Origin of the sequence: Ramlibacter sp. (assembly GCF_036676645.1) — a bacterium.
Taxonomy (GTDB): domain Bacteria; phylum Pseudomonadota; class Gammaproteobacteria; order Burkholderiales; family Burkholderiaceae_C; genus Ramlibacter.
In genome coordinates, this window is sequence record NZ_JAKFCM010000112.1 from 22571 (window position 1) to 41686 (window position 19116).

A 19116-nucleotide genomic window follows, 5' to 3' on the forward strand; every position below is an offset into this window, starting at 1 on the left:
GACTTTCCTCAAGGACACTATAGATAGCGCCTCGAGCGAGATCAAGCACTATAGGTAGTGGTTGACCCGTGGGTAAGCCGTGGAGAGGCTGTGGACAGCGTGTGCGTTCCGCACGCCGCAGGCGCATGCAGCCTGGCCTCGCGGGCCGACGGGTTCGCACGCGCGGCAGCCCGCCCGCGCCGGTGCGCGAGCGCAACTCAGCCGTGCACCTTACGACAGGGCCGCAGGCGGAAATGCCGTCGCGTCCCAGGCCAGGCTGCGTTTCAGCCGGCCCCAGTCGAAGCCGGGCCCGGGGTCGCGCTTGCGGCCGGGCGCGATGTGCTCGTGCCCCGCGACATGGCGCACCGGGTAGCGCTGCGCCAGCGCGGCGCACAGGCTGGCCAGCGCCTCGTACTGCGCCGGCTCGAACGGACCGCCTTCGATGCCTTCCAGTTCGATGCCGACCGAGTCGTCGTTGCAGTTGTCGCGCCCGCGCCAGCACGAGGCGCCGGCATGCCAGGCGCGGTCGTCGCAACTGACGAATTGCCAGACTTCACCGCCGCGGCGCACGTAGAAGTGCGCCGACACCTGCGCGCCCTCGATCGACTTGAAGTAGGGGTGGGCGTCCCAGTCCAGCCGGTTGGTGAAAAGGGCCTGCACCTCGTCGCCGCCGTAGCGCCCCGGCGGCAGGCTGATGGAGTGCACCACCACCAGGTCGACCGCGGCGCCGGCCGGACGCGGGCCGAAGTTGGGCGAGTCCAGTCGCCGGGCGAAGCGGTACCAGCCGTCCGCCCAGAGGGCATCGGCTTCAGGCGGTGGTTTCATCCGGCTCGTCCCCGGGCGCGGCGATCGCCAGCCGGGCGATGCGGTAGCGGATCTGGCGCAGGCTCAGGCCGAGCCGCTGCGCCGCCGCGGTGCGGTTGAAGCCGGTCTCCTGCAGCGCGCGCACCAGGATCTCGCGCTCCTGCTGGTCCAGCCATCCCTGCAGGTCGCTGGGCATGGGGGCCTGCCCGGCCACCGCCGGCAACTCGGGCGCAGCGGGCGCGGTGGCGGAAGCCGCCAGCGCCGGCGCGCAGGCGATCGCATCCAACTGCAGGGCCTCGCCGTCGGACAGCGCCACGGCGCGGTGCAGCAGGTTCTCCAGCTCGCGCACGTTGCCGGCCAGCGGCTGTTCCGCGAGCTGCTCCAGAACCGCGCTCGACAGCTGCGGTACCGGCATGCCGGAGTCCTGCGCGATGCGTGCCAGCAGTGCCTCGCACAGCGCCGGCAGGTCGTCGCGCCGCTCGCGCAGCGGCGGCAGCACGATCTCGATCACGTTGAGGCGGTAGAACAGGTCCTGCCGGAAGCGCCCCGCCGCCACGTCGGCGGCGAGGTCGCGGTGCGTGGCACTGACGATGCGCACGTCGACCGCGTCTTCCTGGGTCGAGCCGAGCGCGCGCACGTGGCGCTCCTGGATCGCGCGCAGCAGCTTGGACTGCATGGCCAGCGGCAGGTCGCCGATCTCGTCGAGGAACAGCGTGCCGCCGCGCGCCGCCTGGAAGTAGCCTTCGCGGTCGGCGGCGGCGCCGGTGTACGAGCCCTTGCGGGCGCCGAAGAACTCGGCTTCCAGCAGCGACTCGGGGATCGCGCTGCAGTTGACGGCCACGAAGGGCCCGTCGCCGCGGTGGCTGCAGGCGTGCAGGGCCCGCGCGGCCAGCTCCTTGCCGGTGCCGGACTCGCCGCGCACCAGCACCGGCGCCATGCCGCGGGCGACCTTGGCAATGCGCTCCTTGACCTGCTGCATGGCGGCCGACGCGCCCACCAGCTTCTCCAGCGCCGACTGGCCGCCGGAGCCGGCGGTTGCGGCCGTGCGCTCGCTGCGCGGGGCCGCGCCGCGCACGGCGGCGCGGGCCGGCGTCCGGTCGTGGATGGCGGAGGCGACCACGCTGCGGAACTGCTTCAGGTCCACCGGCTTGGTCAGGTAGTCGAACGCCCCGGCCTTGAGCGCCTCCACCGCGTTCTCGGCCGATCCGTAGGCCGTCATCACGATGCAGCGCTCGCTGCGCTGCTGCGCGAGCATACCCTGCAGCAGTTCCAGGCCGAGCCCGTCGGGCAGCCGCATGTCGGTGATCACCGCATCGAAGCGGCGCTCCTGCAGCTGCTGCCAGGCTTCGGCCAGCGTGGCGGCGGAGTCGACGCGATAGCCCTCGCGCAGCAGCGTGAGCTCGTACAGCGTGCGCAGGTCGGGCTCGTCGTCGACGACCAGGACCTGCGCGACCGGGGCGGCGGACGACTGGTTCACACCGCTATTTTGGCAAAGGGCGCCGGCGCCCCCGTCGTCCCCGCCGTGCGGAATGCCACGAAGAAGGCATTGCCGTCGCGCCGGTCGCCGCCGGGCGCGGGCCCGCGGCGGTAGCCGATGCGGGCGCCGTGGCGCCCGCACAACTCGCGGCAGATGTACAGGCCCAGGCCGCTGGAGCGGCTCTCGGAGGAGAAGAAGGGCTCGAACAGGTGGCGCTCGACCGCCGGCTCCAGCGCCGCGCCGTCGCTCCAGACCGTGAGCGTGGGCTGCGCCCCCGCGCGCGTGGCGACCTGGATCGCATCGGGCGCCGCCGACGCATAGCGGAGGGCGTTGTCCAGCAGGTTCACCAGGATGCGCCGCAGGTGGTGCGGCGCGAAATCCACGCGCTGCCCGGGCGCCGCCAGCACCAGCGCCGGCCGTTGCTCGCTGCGGTTCTGGGCGGACCAGTCCCGGCACTGGGCCGCCACGGCCGCGTCGAGGTCCAGCCGGGCCTGCGCGGGATCGATCGCCTGGTGCTGCACGCGCGCCACGTCCAGGATCTCCTCGACGATCTGCGACAGCCGGCTCGCGTTCTGGCGCACCAGGGCGCTCAAGTGGCGCTGGGCCGGCTCCCGCAGTTCCTCCTCCAGCAGCTCGTTGGCCTGCGAAATGGCCGCCAGCGGGTTGCGGATCTCATGGGCGACCGCCGTCGACATGCGACCCATGGCGGCCAGCTTCTCGGTGCGCAGCCGCGCCTCCAGTTCGCGCAGGTCCTGCAGGAAGATCACGCACAGGCTGTCGCTGGCCGGCTCGCCCGCCGCTGCCAGCCGCGTGCGGGCGTACATGTGCCGCGCGGGCGAGTCGCCCTGCCGCAGCGCGAGGTCGGACCGCTGCGGCTCCTGGCTGTCGAAGGTGCGGCGCGCCATGCCCGCCAGCGGCGCCCAGGCCGCAAGGTCGGCCAGCCGCAGCGGCTCGTCGTCGCTGCGGGCGGGAACGCCCAGCAGTTCCCGCGCCGCGGGGTTGGCCGCCTGGACCTCGCCGGCGGCATCCACCACCAGCACGCCTTCGGCCAGGGCGTCGATCACCAGCTGGTTGACCTGCACCTGCATCAGGGCGGCCTTGCGGCTGCGGCGCGCCGCCTCTTCCTCGCGTTCCAGCCTCAGCGCCAGCTGGTGCGCGAGGAAGGCGAGGGCGAAGTAGCCGATGCCGGTCAGGCCGGCCTGCACGAAGCGCGCCGCGATGTCGCCGGACTCCAGCACCTGCACCCAGGCCTCGGCCAGCAGCAGCAGGGCGACGGCGGCTGCGGTGCCCAGCGCCAGCGAGGTCGAGCCCAGCACCGACGCCATCAGCACCGGCACTGCGAACAGCGGCGCGTAGTAGATGCCCCCGGCCTGGAAGAACTGCAGGCTGGCGAACACGAGCAGGTCGACGCCGATGCTGGAGACCCATTGCGGATCGAATGCGGCACCGGGCCGCCCGGGCCGCGCCAGCAGCCGCATCGCGAGCGTGGCGGCCAGGTAGGTCACGCACATGCCCAGCAGCCAGCCCGACACCGGCGCGGTGCCGGCGACCGCGGCGCCGGCCAGCAGGATCAGCAGGGCGAGCGCCACGCCGACACGGGCGGTGGCAAAACCCAGCCACAGCCGCACGAAGGCGGATTCGTGCGGCGGGACGGTGCCGGCCGGGCCGGGGACGGCGAGTTCGGCCGCCACGGTCAGTCGCCGCCGGCGCGGCGGTGCTCGGGGCTGCAATACAGGCGACCGCTGGCGCCCGGCACGGCGTCGGGTCGCGGCAGGTGGACCGAGCAGACCGGGCAGCGCACCATGTCCTGCGGCAGCGCCGGCGTGTTCCGGCGCTCGCGCTCGATGTCCCGCGCGCGGGCGCCGCGCCACAGCATCCACGCGATCGCGACCACGGCAAGGACCAGCAGGTACTTCATGCCGACCGACCCAGCACCACTTCCATCACGAAGCGCGACCCCACGTAGGCCAGCAGCAGCAGCAGCGAGCCGGTGTAGAGCACGCGCACCGCCTTGCGGCCGCGCCAGCCGAAGCGGGCCCGCCCGAGCAGCAGCAGCGCGAACGCGAACCAGGCCAGCACCGAGAACACGTTCTTGTGGTCCCAGCGCCAGGCCCGTCCGTACAACTCCTCGCCGAAGACGATGCCCGCCAGCAGCGTGGCCGACAGCAGCACGAAGCCGGCGGCGGCGAAGCGGAACGTCAGGCGCTCCAGCGTGAGCAGCGGCAGGCCGGCTTGCGGTTCGGCGGCCTGGCGCATCATCTGCTCGCTGCGGCGCATCAGCCACGCGTGCACCACCGCGGCCGCGAACAGCCCGTAGGAGGCGATGCCGAGTGCCCAGTGCAGCGGCAGCAGCGGCGAGATCTCCGGGTGCAGCGGCGCACCGGGGAACACCAGCGCCAGCAGCACCGCCACCGAGCCCAGCCCGGCCAGCGCCCAGCGCGCCTGCATCTGGGGGAACAGCTCGCGCTCGACCGCGTACACCGTCAGGACCAGCCAGGCGGTAACCGACAGCGCCGGCGCAAAGCCGAAGCGCGGCGCCTCGCCCAGCAGGGTCCAGCCCAGCACCAGCGCGTGCAGCAGCCAGGCCGCCAGCAGCAGCCAGCGCGCCGAGCGCTGGCTCAATCGCGCGGCCGCGGCGGCCGGCAGCGCGTAGGCCGCGGCCGCTGCCAGCGACAGCACGGTGGTGGCGGGGCCACTGGCTAGAATCATGCTTCGCAGTTTAGCCTTTGGCCCCTTTGCCGGCCGCAGCCCCCGCGGCACTCCCATGGCCTCCGCCCTCTCCGACAAACTCTCCCGCCTGGTCAAGGAAATGCGCGGCCAGGCGCGCATCACCGAAGCCAACGTGCAGGACATGCTGCGCGAGGTGCGCATGGCCCTGCTGGAAGCCGACGTCGCGCTGCCCGTGGTGCGCGACTTCGTCGCCCGCGTCAAGGACAAGGCGCTCGGCCAGGAGGTGGCGGGCTCGCTCAACCCCGGCCAGGCGCTGGTGGGCATCGTCAACCGCGAGCTGGTCGCCACCATGGGCGAGGGCGTGTCGGACATCAACCTGGCGGCCCAGCCGCCGGCGGTGATCCTGATGGCCGGCCTGCAGGGTGCCGGCAAGACCACCACCACGGCCAAGCTGGCCAAGCACCTGATCGACAAGCGCCGGAAGAAGGTGCTGACGGTGTCGGGCGACGTCTACCGGCCGGCCGCCATCGAGCAGCTGAAGACGGTGACGGGGCAGGCCGGGGCGGAATGGTTTCCCAGCACGCCCGACCAGAAGCCGCTGGACATCGCGCGCGCCGCGCTCGACCACGCCCGCAAGCAGTACTTCGACGTGCTGATCGTCGACACCGCCGGCCGGCTGGCGATCGACGAAGTGCTGATGCGCGAGATCCGCGAGCTGCACGCCGCCCTCAGGCCGGTCGAGACGCTGTTCGTGGTCGATGCCATGCAGGGCCAGGACGCGGTCAACACGGCCAAGGCCTTCAAGGAGGCGCTGCCGCTCACCGGCATCGTGCTGACCAAGATGGACGGCGACTCGCGCGGCGGCGCCGCCCTGTCGGTGCGGCAGATCACCGGCGCGCCGATCAAGTTCGCCGGCGTGTCCGAGAAGATCGACGGACTGGAGGTGTTCGACGCCGAGCGCCATGCCGGCCGCATCCTCGGCATGGGCGACATCGTCGCGCTGGTCGAGCAGGTCACGGCCGGCGTCGACCTGCAGGAAGCGCAGAAGCTGGCGGCCAAGGTCAAGAGCGGCGCCGGTTTCGACCTCGACGACTTCCTGGCCCAGATCCGGCAGATGAAGCAGATGGGCGGGCTGTCCACCCTGATGGAGAAGATGCCCTCGCAGATCCAGGCCAAGGCCGGCCAGGTGGACATGGACAAGGCCGAGCGCGACATCCGCCGCAAGGAAGGGATCATCTGCAGCATGACCGCCGCCGAGCGGCGCAAGCCCGAGATCATCAAGGCCACCCGCAAGCGCCGCATCGCCGCCGGCGCCGGCGTCCAGGTCCAGGAAGTCAACCGCCTGCTCAACGAGTTCGAGCAGATGCAGGGGATGATGAAGAAGATGAAGGGCGGCGGGCTGATGAAGATGATGAAGCGGATGGGCGCCGGCAAGGGCGGGCTGCCCAAGCTGCCGTTCTAGCCGGGGGCTGCGAGCCGGGCCTGGGAAGGCCGGGACTCAGGAGGTCGCCGGGACGCAGAGAGCGCAGAAGAAACCCGGAAAGTCCAGAGTAGCGGCGAGGCGCCATCCCGTGCTGCTCTGCGTCTTCCGCGAATCTTCTGCGTCCTCTGCGTACGTCTTTTCCATTCGGCGGGCCGGCCGGGCTGGCGTCAGGCCGCCCGCAGCAGCCGCGCCGCACGACCCGCGTGCAGCCGGGCGCGCCGCAGCACCGGCGGCGACCAGGCTTCCTCGGGGATCAGCATCAGGCCGCGCAGGCGCAGCCAGGCGCCCAGCCCGGCGTGGCTGGTGAACACCGCCAGCGGCACCGACAGCAGCACCGGCCCCGCCACCCACAGCAGCGGGAGCACCGCATCGGCGTCGACCAGGGCCACCGCCAGCGCCAGCACGCCGATCGCCGCGCTCAGCGGCAGCAATTGGCCGGCCGTGTAGCCCCAGTGCAGCGAGCGCGCTTCGCGCGGAGGCGACTGCCAGTGCAACTTGATGCCGGTGAGCGCCACGGCCACGAACAGCGAGTGGGCCAGCATGCGGATCGGCGCCTGCAGCAGCGACAGCAGGGTTTCGACCAGCGCACTGGCCAGCAGGCGGCCGGTGCCGCCGAAGGTCCGCTGCTCGCGGCCGAGCAGCACCGCCGCCACGCCCAGCACGCGCGGCATGAACAGCATGCACAGCGTCCAGACCCACAACCCCACCAGGGCGGCGCCCGCGGTGCCGGCGTCTTCGGCCAGCAGCCGGGCGCCGGACATCCACAGCGAGGCGCCGAACACGATGAAGGCCAGCCAGAGCGGCGCCGACAGGTACGACATGGCGCCGATCGCGAACATGGCGCGGTGCACGCGGTGCAGCCCCGGCTCGGCGATCAGGCGCGCGTTCTGCAGGTTGCCCTGGCACCAGCGGCGATCGCGCTGCAGTTCCGACAGCAGGTCCGGCGGCTGCTGCTCGTAGCTGCCGGCCAGGTCCGGCGCCAGCCACACGTGGTAGCCGGCGCGGCGCATCAGGGCGGCCTCGACGAAGTCGTGCGACAGGATGCCGCCGGCCAGCCCGCCCTTGCCGCGGATCGGCGCCAGGCCGCAGTGCGCCATGAAGGGCTCGACCCGCAGGATGGCGTTGTGGCCCCAGTAGTGGGACTCGCCCAGCTGCCAGAACTGCAGGCCCAGCGTGAACAGCCGGCCGGTGACGCGGGCGCCGAACTGCTGTGCGCGCGCATGCAGGGACATCAGCCCGATCGGCTGGGTGGCCGTCTGGATGATCCCGGCCCGCGGATGGGCCTCCATCAGCTTGGCCAGCGTGACCAGGCAGTCGCCGCTCATCACGCTGTCGGCGTCCAGCACCACCATGTAGCGGTAGTCGCGCCCCCAGCGGCGGCAGAAATCGGCCACGTTGCCGGCCTTGCGGTGCGTGCGCCGCGTGCGGCGGCGGTAATAGACCTCCGGTTGCGCGCCCGGCTGGGTGGCGAGCGCGGCGCGCAGCTCCTCCCAGGCGGCGCGCTCGGCGGCGGCGGTCTCCGGGCTGGCGCTGTCGGACAGCACGAACACGTCGAACTGGGCCGCGCGCCCGGTGGCTGCCAGCGACTCGCAGGTCGCGCGCAAGCCGGCGAACACGGTGGCCACGTGCTCCTCGCAGATCGGCATGATGATGGCGGTGCGCACCTGCGGGTCCAGTTCCCGGTCCTGCACGGAGCGGGCGGTCAATCCGTGCGCATCGCCGCGCAGCACCACCCAGAAGCCCATCAGCGCGGTGGCGAACCCGGTCACCACCCAGCTGGAGAGGGCCGCGAACAGCGCGATCTGGCCCCACTGCAGCCAGGGGTTGGGCGAATCGGGCTGTGCCTGGGCGAACAGGACGGTGGCGATGGCGGTGCTGAGCACGGCAATCGACGCAAAGGCGGCGCGCCGGCGGCCCGCCGCGCGCTCCCACGGTGCAGGCGCGGCGCGCACGGACGCGCGGACCACGGGCGAGTCGCCCGGCAGCAGCCGGTGGGCCAGCGCCAGCGACGCCGTGACCATGCTGTTCCAGAAGCCGCGCCAGGGTTGCGTCGGCATCGAGCCGCGGCGGATCGGCGGTGCCGTCACCGCATTCGGGTGGCGCTCCTCGCGCAGGCGGCTGCGCCGCTGCAAGGGAGCCGCCGCGGGCGCGACGCACGCAAGTGCGCCGCCGCCGCTGTCGCCCTCGGTCGCATGCCTCAGGGGGCGGATGGGGGTAGCACGATGTGGGTCCATGTTTCGCTCACGATGTCGTCGCGGTGACGCAGGAAGGCGCGCAGCTCGACCGGCTGCGACGCGTCGATGGGGCGCACCCGCAGGGCCATGCGCCAGCTGCGGGTAGCGGGGTTGAACCAGGCGAGGACCTGCTCGATGCGGGCGTTGGCATCGCCGCTGGCAATGGCCTGGACCGGCGCACCGGCCGGCAGGGCGTCCAGCGCGGGGCCGGTGAAATCGACCACGTACTGCACCTGCCCGGCCAGCGCCGCCGCCTGCTCGGCGCGCACGTAGCCGAAGCCCCGGCGCGACTGCGCGGCCCAGGCGGCCGGCGGGCGCTGCTGCTCGTCGCCCTGCCAGGACAGCTCGTAGGCGAAGTCCAGCGGCTCGCCGGGCGCGGGCAGCCGGGCCGGCACCCAGTAGGCGGCGATGTTGTCGTGGGTCTCGTCGGGCGTCGGCAGTTGCAGCAGTTCCACCCGGCCCGGGCCCCAGTCGCCGAGCGGGCGGACCCAGGCACTGGGGCGGCGCTCGTAGCGCGCCTCGGTGTCCTCGTAGCTGGCGAACGAGCGGTCGCGTTGCATCAGGCCGAAGCCGCGCAGCCCGTCCAGGCGAAAGCTCGTCACCAGCGGCTGCGGCGGGTTCTGCAGCGGGCGCCACAGCCATTCGCCGCTCGCGCTGGCCACCATCAGGCCGTCGGAGTCGTGCACTTCCGGCCGGAAGTCGCCATCGCGCGGCTGGTTCTCGCCGGACAGGAACATGCTGGTGAGCGGCGCGAGCCCCAGCGTGGCGATCGGCCGGCTGGTCTCGCGCAGGTACAGGCGCGCGCGCACCTCGACGACGGTCTGGGTTCCCGGGCGCACGGTGAAGCGGTAGGCGCCGCTCGCGCGCGGCGAATCCAGCAGCGCATGCACCACCAGCTGCCCGGCCTGCGGATCGGGTCGCTCCAGCCAGAAGTCGGTGAAGCGCGGGAACTCCTCGGGTCCGCCCGCGCCGGCGGTGTCGATGGCGAGCCCTCGCGCGGAAAGGCCGTACTGCTGCCCGGCGCCCAGTGCGCGGAAGTAGCTGGCGCCCAGGAACACGATCAGCTCGTCCTTGTAGGCCGGCGTGTTGAGCGGGAAGTGGATGCGAAGGCCGGCGTGGCCGAGGTCGCGCCAGGCCGCGACCGGCAGCGTGTTCTTGCCGTAGTCGAAGTCGGAAGCCTGCCAGGGCACCGGGTTCACCTGCCCGGCCGCGTCCACCTCATGGATGCGCACCGCTTCCGGGTGGTAGCGGCCGCGGTGGAAGAACATCGCCTCGAACGGCGAATGGCCACGCCACAGCGCGTGGTCGGGGCGGAAGCGGATGTCGCGCAGCCCGTCGTAGTCGAGCTGGGCCAGGGCCGGCGGCAAGCTGGCATCCGGCGCCCGGAAAGGGGCCGCGGCGCGCGAACGGGCGAGTTGCGCGACTTGTTCGAAACCCCAGGCGGCTTGGGCGGAGGCGGCTGAGAAAGCTGCCGCCAGCAAGACGATGGTCGCCAGCGCAGCGGTGCGCGGGCGGCGCAAACACAAAGGCATGTCCGCCTAGTGCAAACCCTATGCCAACGTCACTTTCTTCTTTGAAATCAAGCCTTTGCAATCAATTGCCGGCGGATGCGCCGGCGGCCGCGCCAGCGTTCGCATGCGCAAGTGGCTTTTCCGTCGCCGCGCGGCGACAGGCGCGCAGCCCGGCTGCCGGCTTTACTTGGCCGGCGGCGCCGGGCCGTTGTCGTCTTCCGGCGACAGGGTGCCGGTTTCAGCCTTGAAAAGACCCGGCGTGAGCTCGTTCCTCTGCAGCAGGCGGTAGAACTCGGTGCGGTTGCGCCCGGCCAGGCGCGCGGCGTCCGAGACGTTGCCGTCGGTCATCTTCAGCAGGCCGACGAGGTAGTCGCGCTCGAAGCGGCGCTTGGCCTCGGCGTAGGTCTGCACCGGGACGCCGGGTGCCCGCAGCGCGCGCTGCACCAGGGCCAGCGGGACCAGGGCCGTGGTGGACAGCGCGCAGACCTGCTCGACCACGTTGTACAGCTGGCGCACGTTGCCCGGCCAGGGTGCGGCGGCCAGTGCCTTGAGCGCTTCGGGGGCGAAGCCCGACAGGCGCCGGCCATACTTGGCCGCCAGCTTGTGCAGGAAGTGGTTGGCCAGCAGCGGGATGTCCTCGCGCCGCTCGGCCAGCGTGGGCAGGGTCAGCGTCACCACGTTCAGCCGGTAGTACAGGTCCTCGCGGAACTGGCCGGCCTGCAGGGCTGCGTCGAGGTCGCGGTGGGTGGCGGAGATGATGCGCACGTCGACCGGCACCGACTGGCTGGAGCCGAGCGGGCGCACCGCGCGCTCCTGCAGCACGCGCAGGAGCTTGACCTGCAGCGCCGGCGGCATGTCGCCGATCTCGTCGAGCAGCAGGGTGCCGCCGTCGGCGGCCTGGAACAGCCCCTTGTGGTTGGCCACGGCGTCGGTGAAGGCGCCCTTGACATGGCCGAACAATTCGGACTCCAGCAGCGCTTCGGGAATCGCGCCGCAGTTGACCGCCACGAACGGCCGCCGGGCGCGCGCGCTGGCCTTGTGGATGGCGCGCGCCATCAGCTCCTTGCCGCTGCCGCTGTCGCCGCGCAGCAGCACCGAGGCATCCGAGCGCGCCACCATGCGGGCCTCCGCCAGCAGTTCGGCCATGCGGCTGGACCGGCTGACGATCTCCTCGCGCCATCCGGCGTCGGCCGCCGCTTCCGGCGGACCGGCCGTGCCCAGGGCCACCGCCTGGCCGATCTTGTCGAGCAGCTCGCGGGCGTCGTAGGGCTTGGTCAGATAGCCGAACACGCCGCGCGCGGTCGCTTCCACGGCATCGGGGATCGTGCCGTGCGCGGTCAGCAGGATCACCGGCAAGGCAGGGTGGCGCCGGCGGATGTCGTCGAACAGCGCCAGGCCGTCGCGGCCGGGCAGGCGCACGTCGCTCAGCACCAGGTGCGGGCGCTCGACCTCCAGCTGCGCCAGCGCAGCCTCGGCCGAGGACACGGCGGCGACCTGGTAGCCGGCGGCGGTGAGGCGCATCGACAACAGCCGCAGCAGGTCGGCGTCATCGTCCACGACGAGGATGCGGGCACCGGCCATGTCAGCGGGAGGGCCGGCGGCGCTCGATCGCGCGCAGGGCCTCCATCCTTTCGTTCAGCTGGTCGAAGCGGCGCTGGGCGTCGCGCAGTTGCTGGGACTGCCGCTCGCCGGCTTCCTCCAGCCGGCGCTGCTCGGCCAGATGCGCGTTCAGCAGGCGGGCCAGCGCGTGCAGCTCGCGGGCCTCGTCCGTGTTTTGCGCCAGCAGCCGCTGCAGCACCTGGGTGGCGCGCGCGTTGTCGGCGGGCGTGCGCAACTGCAGGAGGGCCAGGGCCAGCTGCAGTTGCTGCAGGGGCGCCGCGCCGGGCTGCGACAGCCGGGCGACCTCGGGCGCCAGTGCGGCCGCCGAAGCACCCCGCACCCGGTCGGCATAGGCCAGGGCCGCGGCGACCGGTTGGTCGGGCAGGTGGTTCTGGGGGGGCAGGGCCGCCGCGGGCTCGGGCTGCGGCGCCGGCAGCTCGGGGGGCGGCTCGCTCGTTTCCAGCGGCGGCGGCGGGACCGGCTCGGGCACCGGGGGCGGCGTGCCGCACGCGACCAGTACGGCCGCCGCGCCCAGGGCGAGGAGGCTGCGCCGCAGCGCGCGTGTCAGGAGGTCAGGCATGGGGCAGTTCGATCCGGAAGTGGGCGCCGGGCGGATGCTCGTCCAGCAGTTCGATGCGCCCGCCATGGGCAGCAATGTATTCGTTGACGATGGACAGGCCGATGCCGGTCCCGGCGGCGGCATCCGCCGGCTGGCGTTCGCCGCGGTAGAAAGGCTCGAACACGCGGTCGCGGTCGACCCCTGCGATGCCCGGACCTTCGTCCTGGATGTCGATGCGCGCGCGCCCGGCGGCGCGCGACAGGCGCACCCGGACGGTCGAGCCGGTCGGCGCGAAGCGGATGGCGTTGGCCAGCAGGTTGGCCAGCGCGGTGCCGAGCTTGTCCGGGTCGACCGGCGCCACGATCGGCTCGCCCTCCACGTCCAGCGTCAGTTCGCGGGCCTGCCATTGCAGGCGCTGCGCCTCCACCTGCTCGTGCAGCAGGGCCAGCAGGTCGGTCGGCTGGCGCTGCAGCTGACGCGCCTCGAAGGCGGCGGCGTTGAATCGCAGCAGCGCCTCGATGCGCTCCTGCAGCACGGCGGCGTTGTGCTGCAGGATGCGGGCCACCTCGCGCTGGCGCGCGTTCAGCTCGCCGGTGACGCCTTCCTCGAGCAGCGACACGCCCTCGCGCAGCGCGGCCAGCGGTGTCTTCAGTTCGTGCGACACGTGGCGCAGGAAGCGCGCCTTGTCGGCATCCAGTTCGGTCAGCCGCAGCCGCAGCCACTCCAGCTGCTGGCTCAGCCGCCGCACGTCGGCCGGACCCTGGATGTCGATCGGCTCCTCCAGCCGGTTCTCGCCCAGGCCGACGATGGCGCGCTCCAGCCGCTGGAACGGGCGCGCCAGCCAGATGCCCAGCCCGGCGGCCAGCAGTGCCGCCAGCGCGATCGCCAGCACGACCTGCTGCATCAGGCGCGAGCGGCTGGCATCCAGGCGCTCGCGCAGGGACTTGTTGCGCGCATTGATCAGGTTGTGCACCTCGCGGGCGATGCCGGAATTGAGGCCGTCGAACTCGCGGAAGCGCTGGGCCGCTTCCCGCTCGCGGTCGAGGGCGGTCTCCGGCGGGCCGCGCATCAGCTCGGACACGGTGTCGAGCTGGGCCTGCCAGCGCCGGGCCTGGCGCTGCGGCAGGCCCTGGTCGGTCAGCCGGTCCAGCGCCGCGCGGGCCCGCCCGCCCTCCTCGTCGAAGCGTCGCCGCAACTGGGCGTCGTTGAGGATCAGCGACTGGCGGGCGGCGCGCTCCATGTCCAGCGTGCGTTCGGCCAGGGTCTGCGCGCTGGCGGTCAGTTCCAGCGCCGTGACGCTGGCCGCCGTGCTCTGCGCCATCAAGCGGTCGAGGATCAGCACGGCCCTGAGGGCCGTGCCCCCCAGCAGGCCGCCGACCAGCACGAAGGCGACCAGCAGCAGCGGCCGGAACGAGATGCGGCTGGGGCGCAGCGGCAGCATCGCGCGGCGATCAGCCGGCGCGCTGCACGACTTCGCCGCGCAGGGAGTGCGGCAGCGCCTGCGTGATGGTCACGTCCACCATCCGCCCGACCAGCCGCTGCCCGCCGGCGAAATTGACGATCCGGTTGCACTCGGTGCGGCCCATCAGCTCGCTGGGGTCCCTGCGCGAGGGGCCCTCGACCAAAATGCGCTGGACCGTGCCGACCCGGCTGTCGCTGATGCGGCGCACGTTGTCCTCCAGCGCGGCCTGCAGCTGCTGCAGCCGGCGCAGCTTGACCTCGTGCGGCGTGTCGTCGTGCAGGTTGGCAGCCGGGGTGCCGGGCCGGGGGCTGAAGATGAAGCTGAAGCTGGCGTCGTAGCCGACGTCCTCCACCAGCTTCATCAGCCTGGCGAAATCGTCCTCGGTCTCGCCCGGGAAGCCGACGATGAAGTCGCTGGACAGGGACATCTGCGGCCGTACCGCCCGCAGCTTGCGGATGGTGCTCTTGTATTCCATGGCGGTGTAGCCGCGCTTCATCGCCATCAGGATGCGGTCGCTGCCGTGCTGCACCGGCAGGTGCAGGTGGCTGACCAGCTTGGGGATGCGGCCGTAGGCCTCCACCAGCCGCTGGGTGAATTCGTTCGGGTGGCTGGTGGTGTAGCGGATGCGCTCGATGCCGGGGATCTCGGCCACGTACTCGAGCAGCAGCGCGAAGTCGGCGATCTCGGCGGTGTCGCCCATGCGGCCGCGCCAGGCGTTGACGTTCTGGCCCAGCAGCGTCACTTCCCGGACGCCCTGGTCGGCCAGTTCCGCCACCTCGGCCAGCACGTCGTCGAGCGGCCGCGAGACCTCCTCGCCGCGGGTGTAGGGCACCACGCAGTAGCTGCAGTACTTGCTGCAGCCTTCCATGATGGAGACGAAGGCGGTGGCGCCGTCCACCCGCGCCGGCGGCAGGTGGTCGAACTTCTCGATCTCGGGAAAGCGGATGTCGACCTGCGGGCGGTCCTGCGCGCGGCGCTGCGCCAGCAGGTCGGGCAGCCGGTGCAGGGTCTGGGGGCCGAACACCACGTCCACGTAGGGCGCCCGCTCGATGATGGCGGCACCCTCCTGGCTGGCCACGCAGCCGCCCACGCCGATCAGCGTGCCCTTCTTCTTCAGGTGCTTGACCCGGCCCAGGTCGGAGAACACCTTTTCCTGCGCCTTCTCGCGCACCGAGCAGGTGTTGAACAGGATCAGGTCGGCTTCTTCGGGATCCTGCGTCGTTTCGTAGCCCTCGGCCGCATGCAGCACGTCCGCCATCTTGTCCGAGTCGTACTCGTTCATCTGGCAGCCGAAGGTCTTGATGAAAACCTTCTTCATGGCGGTCACTTCCGGGTGCCGAAAACGATGTCCAGCAGTTCGGCGAAGCGCTTGTGTCCGTCGGCACTGCCGTCCTCGGCGCCGCGGACCTTCGAGTACTCGTCTTCGGTGAGCACCCACACCTCGTGCACCAGGCCGGCGGCGTCGCGCCGGTACACCACCGGCAGGGCCTGGCCGACCACGCTGCCCGAGAGCACCACGAGGTTGTTGGTGCCGCGGATGCGGGCGCCAGGCGACAGCCGGTCGGGCTGGCCGTCCAGCGTGACCTGCGGCGGCGCGGTGACCACCAGCCGGGCCGGCTTGACGTCGGCCGGGGCGGTGCGGATCACCTGGGCCTGCAGCGCGGGGGCGGCCAGCGCCGCGACGAGGGGGAGACTCCAGCGGTTCATGGTGTGGATCCAGAGGCTGAGGCTGAAAGGACGAGGGCTCTGCCCGGGCGCAGGCCGTGCAAAGAACAAAGGCACTGCGCGGTGACAGTGCCTTTGGAAGTGTGGTGGCGCTTCACGGACTCGAACCGCGGACCTGTGGATTATGATTCCATCGCTCTAACCGACTGAGCTAAAGCGCCGAGAGCCGGAGATTATAGCGAAAGCGCCGCTCAGCGGTGGGTGAAGGCCGGCGCCCGCTTGGCCAGGAAGGCGTCCATGCCTTCCTTCTGGTCGGCGGTGGCGAACAGCGAATGGAACAGCCGCCGCTCGAACATCACGCCGTCGCTGAGCGAGCCCTCGAAGGCCCGGTTGACCGACTCCTTGGCGGCCAGCACCGCCAGCCGCGGCATCTCGCAGATCACCAGGGCTGCGCCCAGCGCCTCGTCCATCAGCTTGTCCAGCGGCACCACCCGGCTGACCAGGCCGCCGCGCTCGGCTTCGGTGGCGTCCATCATGCGCGCGGTGAGCACCAGGTCCATCGCCTTGGACTTGCCGACCGACCGCGGCAGCCGCTGGGTGCCGCCCGCGCCGGGGATGATGCCCAGCTTGATCTCCGGCTGGCCGAACTTCGCGTTGTCGGCGGCGATGATGAAGTCGCACATCATGGCCAGTTCGCAGCCGCCGCCCAGGGCGAAGCCGCTGACGGCCGCGATCACCGGCTTGCGGATGCTGCGGATGGTTTCCCAGTTGCGGGTGATGAAGTCGCGGCCGTAGGCCTCGGCGAAGCTGTACTTGGCCATCAGCGAGATGTCGGCGCCGGCGGCAAACGCCTTCTCGCTGCCGGTCAGCACGATGCAGCCGATCGCGTCGTCGGCGTCGAAAGCCTTGAGCGCGGCGCCCAGCTCGTCCATGAGCTGTTCGTTCAGGGCATTGAGTTGCTTGGGGCGGTTGAGCGTCACGATGCCGACCTTGCCGGCTTCGGTGCGCACCTCGATGTTGTCGTAGGCCATGCGATCTCCTGTAGCGGCGACGACTATACCCAAGGGAAACCATGACCGACCGCGCGGTCGGTCGATGCTAGATTCAATGCCAGGAGACCCCATGACCGAGAGCACCGTCCTGTACGAGGCGCGCGGCGCCGTTGCGCTGATCACGCTGAACCGCCCCCAGTCCCTGAACAGCTTCACCCGCGCCATGCACCAGGCCTTGTGGGCGGCGCTGGACCGGATCGAGGCCGACAAGGCCATCCGCGCGGCCGTCATCACCGGCGCCGGCCGGGGGTTTTGCGCCGGGGCCGACCTGGCCGAGTTCGACTTCGCCGAGGGCCCCGACCTGGTCAAGCGCGCCGACCCCGGCCCCCTCATCGACCAGGCCTTCAATCCCACCGTGCGCCGGCTGATGGACCTGCGGGTGCCCACGGTGGCCGCCGTCAATGGCGTGGCCGCCGGCGCGGGAGCTTCGCTGGCCATCACCTGCGACCTGGCCGTGGCCGCGGCGAGCGCCTCCTTCATCCAGGCCTTCAGCCGGATCGGTCTGATTCCGGATGCCGGCGGCACCTGGTTCCTGGTCAGGAAACTGGGGATGGCCCGCGCCATGGGCTGCGCGCTGCTGGGGGACAAGCTCTCCGCCGCCGACGCGAAGGAATGGGGAATGATCTGGGACGTGGCGCCCGAAGGGCAGGACTGCGTGGACGCCGCGCTGGCGCTGGCGCAGCGGCTGGCGGCGCTGCCGACCCAGGCGCTGGTGGCCACCCGCCGCGCGATGCGGGCGGCGGCGACCAACGAGCTGGACGAGCAGCTCGACCTGGAGCGCGACACCCAGTCGGCGCTGGGCCGCACGCACGACTACATCGAAGGGGTCACGGCGTTCCTGCAGAAGCGCCCGGCACGGTTCAAGGGCGAGTGATGACGGCCGACGAGCTCGCGGCGCGAGTGGGCGCGGCCATGTTCGAAGGCGACGTGGCCTCGCGGGACACCATGGGGATGGAACTGCTGAGCTGCACGGCGGGTCGCGCGGTGATGCGCATGCGGGTCGACGAGCGGCACCTCAACGGCCACCGCATCTGCCACGGCGGCTTCATCTTCACGCTGGCCGATTCCACCTTCGCGTTCGCCTGCAACAGCCACAACAAGGTCACGGTGGCGGCGGGCTGCAGCATCGAGTTCCTCAAGCCGGGGCAGCTCGGCGACGTGCTGACCTGCGAGGGCGTCGAGCAGGTCCTGCAGGGCCGGCACGGCGTCTACGACATGAAGGTGAGCAACCAGCGCGGCGAGGTCGTGGCCATGTTCCGCGGCAAGAGCGCGCAGATCCAGGGCACCGTGATACCGGAGGCATGATGAAGACCTTTCCCCTAGAGCCGATCGAGAAGGCCAGCCGCGACGAACTGCAGGCGCTGCAGCTGCGCCGCCTGCAGGCGACGCTGTCCCACGCGTACCGCAACGCACCCATGTACCGCGCCAAGTTCGACGAGGCCGGCGTGCATCCGCAAGACTGCCGCACGCTGGCCGACCTGTCGAAGTTCCCGTTCACCAGCAAGCTCGACCTGCGCGACCACTACCCGTTCGGCTCGTTCGCGGTGCCGCGCGAGCAGTGCGTGCGCATCCACGCCTCCAGCGGCACCACCGGCAAGCCCACCGTGGTGGGCTACACCCGCAACGACATCGATACCTGGTCCGCCGTGATGGCGCGCAGCATCCGCGCCAGCGGCGCGCGGCCGGGCGACCTGGTGCACGTCAGCTACGGCTACGGCCTGTTCACGGGCGGGCTGGGCGCGCACTACGGCGCCGAGAGGCTGGGCCTGACCGTGGTGCCGTTCGGCGGCGGCCAGACCGAGCGCCAGGTGCAGCTGATCCACGATTTCCGGCCCGACATCATCATGGTGACCCCCAGCTACATGCTGGCGATCGCGGACGAGTTCGAGCGCCAGGGGCTTCAGCCTCGCGAATCCAGCCTGCGGCTGGGCATCTTCGGCGCCGAACCCTGGACCAACGACATGCGCAAGGCGATCGAGCGGCGCATGGGCATGGATGCGGTGGACATCTACGGGCTGTCCGAGGTGATGGGCCCGGGCGTGGCCAACGAGTGCGTCGAGACCAAGGACGGCCCCACCATCTGGGAGGACCACTTCTATCCGGAGATCATCGACCCGGACACGGGCGCGGTGCTGCCCGACGGCGAGCTGGGCGAGCTGGTGTTCACCAGCCTGACCAAGGAGGCGCTGCCCATCATCCGCTACCGCACGCGCGACCTCACGCGCCTGCTACCCGGCACCGCGCGTACCATGCGCCGCATGGAGAAGATCACCGGGCGCAGCGACGACATGATGATCGTGCGCGGCGTCAACGTGTTCCCGACCCAGATCGAGGAGCTGATCTGCAAGCGCGGCGAGCTGGCGCCGCACTACCAGTGCATCCTCACGCGCGAGGGGCCGCTCGATTCGCTGACCATCGCCGTCGAGGCCCGCCAGGGCCTGTCGCACGACTGCTCCGAGGCCCGCGGCGCCGCCGACCGGCTGGCGTACGAGATCAAGACCTACATCGGGACCAGCGCAATCATCGAACTGCGCCCGGAAGGCGGCGTCGAGCGCAGCGTCGGCAAGGCAAAGCGGGTGGTGGACAAGCGTCCCCGCTGACGGAATTGGCGCGGCGACTGA

At 71.7% G+C, this 19116-nt stretch carries 17 protein-coding genes and 1 tRNA gene; 4 read left to right on the forward strand and 14 right to left on the reverse strand.

What is annotated here, in order from left to right; all coding sequences use genetic code 11:
- Window positions 1-210: 210 nt before the first annotated feature.
- From ampD to V6M57_RS17580, 5 genes are read right to left on the reverse strand one after another with little or no spacing between them, the layout of a single operon-like run.
- The gene (gene ampD / locus V6M57_RS17560; RefSeq protein ID WP_332816296.1) at window positions 211-804 is read right to left on the reverse strand and encodes a 1,6-anhydro-N-acetylmuramyl-L-alanine amidase AmpD; all 594 of its coding nucleotides are present in this window, start codon (window positions 802-804) and stop codon (window positions 211-213) included.
- Window positions 788-2260 (reverse strand): sigma-54-dependent transcriptional regulator, encoded by a 1473-nt coding sequence (locus V6M57_RS17565; protein ID WP_332816297.1) that lies wholly within the window; start codon window positions 2258-2260, stop codon window positions 788-790. Before V6M57_RS17565 ends, ampD begins: the two co-directional genes overlap by 17 nt.
- Window positions 2257-3951, reverse strand: a complete 1695-nt coding sequence (locus V6M57_RS17570; protein ID WP_332816298.1) for a sensor histidine kinase — start codon at window positions 3949-3951, stop codon at window positions 2257-2259. The genes V6M57_RS17565 and V6M57_RS17570 overlap by 4 nt, the downstream gene beginning before the upstream one ends.
- A gap of 2 nt (window positions 3952-3953) precedes the next feature.
- Window positions 3954-4178 (reverse strand): PP0621 family protein, encoded by a 225-nt coding sequence (locus V6M57_RS17575; RefSeq protein ID WP_332816299.1) that lies wholly within the window; start codon window positions 4176-4178, stop codon window positions 3954-3956.
- On the reverse strand, window positions 4175-4969 hold the full coding sequence (locus V6M57_RS17580; protein ID WP_332816300.1) for a cytochrome C assembly family protein: 795 nt from the start codon (window positions 4967-4969) through the stop codon (window positions 4175-4177). Before V6M57_RS17580 ends, V6M57_RS17575 begins: the two co-directional genes overlap by 4 nt.
- A gap of 55 nt (window positions 4970-5024) precedes the next feature.
- On the opposite strand from V6M57_RS17580, the gene ffh reads away from it, so the two are divergent.
- Window positions 5025-6392, forward strand: coding sequence for a signal recognition particle protein (gene ffh / locus V6M57_RS17585; protein WP_332816301.1), 1368 nt, complete (start codon window positions 5025-5027; stop codon window positions 6390-6392).
- 188 nt (window positions 6393-6580) lie between these two features.
- Here ffh and mdoH read toward each other — a convergent pair whose 3' ends face one another.
- The 9 genes from mdoH to V6M57_RS17630 all read right to left on the reverse strand — a co-directional run bounded on the left by mdoH (window position 6581) and on the right by V6M57_RS17630 (window position 16474).
- A complete protein-coding gene (gene mdoH / locus V6M57_RS17590; protein ID WP_332816302.1) occupies window positions 6581-8647 on the reverse strand; it encodes a glucans biosynthesis glucosyltransferase MdoH in 2067 nt (688 codons plus the stop codon).
- Window positions 8611-10179 carry a glucan biosynthesis protein G gene (locus tag V6M57_RS17595; RefSeq protein ID WP_332816303.1) on the reverse strand — a complete coding sequence of 523 codons (1569 nt, stop codon included), beginning with the start codon at window positions 10177-10179 and terminating at the stop codon, window positions 8611-8613. Before V6M57_RS17595 ends, mdoH begins: the two co-directional genes overlap by 37 nt.
- Window positions 10180-10341: 162 nt before the next feature.
- Entirely contained in the window at window positions 10342-11739 is a 1398-nt protein-coding gene (locus tag V6M57_RS17600) for a sigma 54-interacting transcriptional regulator (RefSeq protein WP_332816304.1), read from the reverse strand.
- 1 nt (window position 11740) lies between these two features.
- Entirely contained in the window at window positions 11741-12337 is a 597-nt protein-coding gene (locus tag V6M57_RS17605) for a hypothetical protein (protein ID WP_332816305.1), read from the reverse strand.
- The gene (locus tag V6M57_RS17610) at window positions 12330-13754 is read right to left on the reverse strand and encodes a sensor histidine kinase (RefSeq protein WP_332816320.1); all 1425 of its coding nucleotides are present in this window, start codon (window positions 13752-13754) and stop codon (window positions 12330-12332) included. The genes V6M57_RS17605 and V6M57_RS17610 overlap by 8 nt, the downstream gene beginning before the upstream one ends.
- A 13-nt stretch (window positions 13755-13767) precedes the next feature.
- The gene (gene miaB / locus V6M57_RS17615; RefSeq protein WP_332816306.1) at window positions 13768-15096 is read right to left on the reverse strand and encodes a tRNA (N6-isopentenyl adenosine(37)-C2)-methylthiotransferase MiaB; all 1329 of its coding nucleotides are present in this window, start codon (window positions 15094-15096) and stop codon (window positions 13768-13770) included.
- Window positions 15097-15101: 5 nt separating this feature from the next.
- On the reverse strand, window positions 15102-15485 hold the full coding sequence (locus tag V6M57_RS17620) for a hypothetical protein (RefSeq protein WP_332816307.1): 384 nt from the start codon (window positions 15483-15485) through the stop codon (window positions 15102-15104).
- 102 nt (window positions 15486-15587) lie between these two features.
- A tRNA-Met gene (locus V6M57_RS17625) sits at window positions 15588-15664 on the reverse strand.
- A gap of 30 nt (window positions 15665-15694) precedes the next feature.
- Window positions 15695-16474 carry an enoyl-CoA hydratase gene (locus V6M57_RS17630; RefSeq protein ID WP_332816308.1) on the reverse strand — a complete coding sequence of 260 codons (780 nt, stop codon included), beginning with the start codon at window positions 16472-16474 and terminating at the stop codon, window positions 15695-15697.
- A 91-nt stretch (window positions 16475-16565) separates the two neighbouring features.
- Between V6M57_RS17630 and V6M57_RS17635 the strand changes: the two genes are divergently transcribed.
- The 3 genes from V6M57_RS17635 to paaK are packed head-to-tail and all read left to right on the forward strand — an operon-like array spanning window position 16566 to window position 19095.
- Complete coding sequence (locus V6M57_RS17635) at window positions 16566-17369, forward strand: enoyl-CoA hydratase-related protein (RefSeq protein WP_332816309.1); 804 nt, start codon at window positions 16566-16568, stop codon at window positions 17367-17369.
- Entirely contained in the window at window positions 17369-17800 is a 432-nt protein-coding gene (gene paaI, locus V6M57_RS17640) for a hydroxyphenylacetyl-CoA thioesterase PaaI (protein WP_332816310.1), read from the forward strand. Before V6M57_RS17635 ends, paaI begins: the two co-directional genes overlap by 1 nt.
- Window positions 17797-19095: a phenylacetate--CoA ligase PaaK gene (paaK, locus tag V6M57_RS17645; RefSeq protein WP_332816311.1), complete on the forward strand. Its 1299-nt coding sequence runs from the start codon at window positions 17797-17799 to the stop codon at window positions 19093-19095. The genes paaI and paaK overlap by 4 nt, the downstream gene beginning before the upstream one ends.
- Window positions 19096-19116 lie beyond the last annotated feature (21 nt).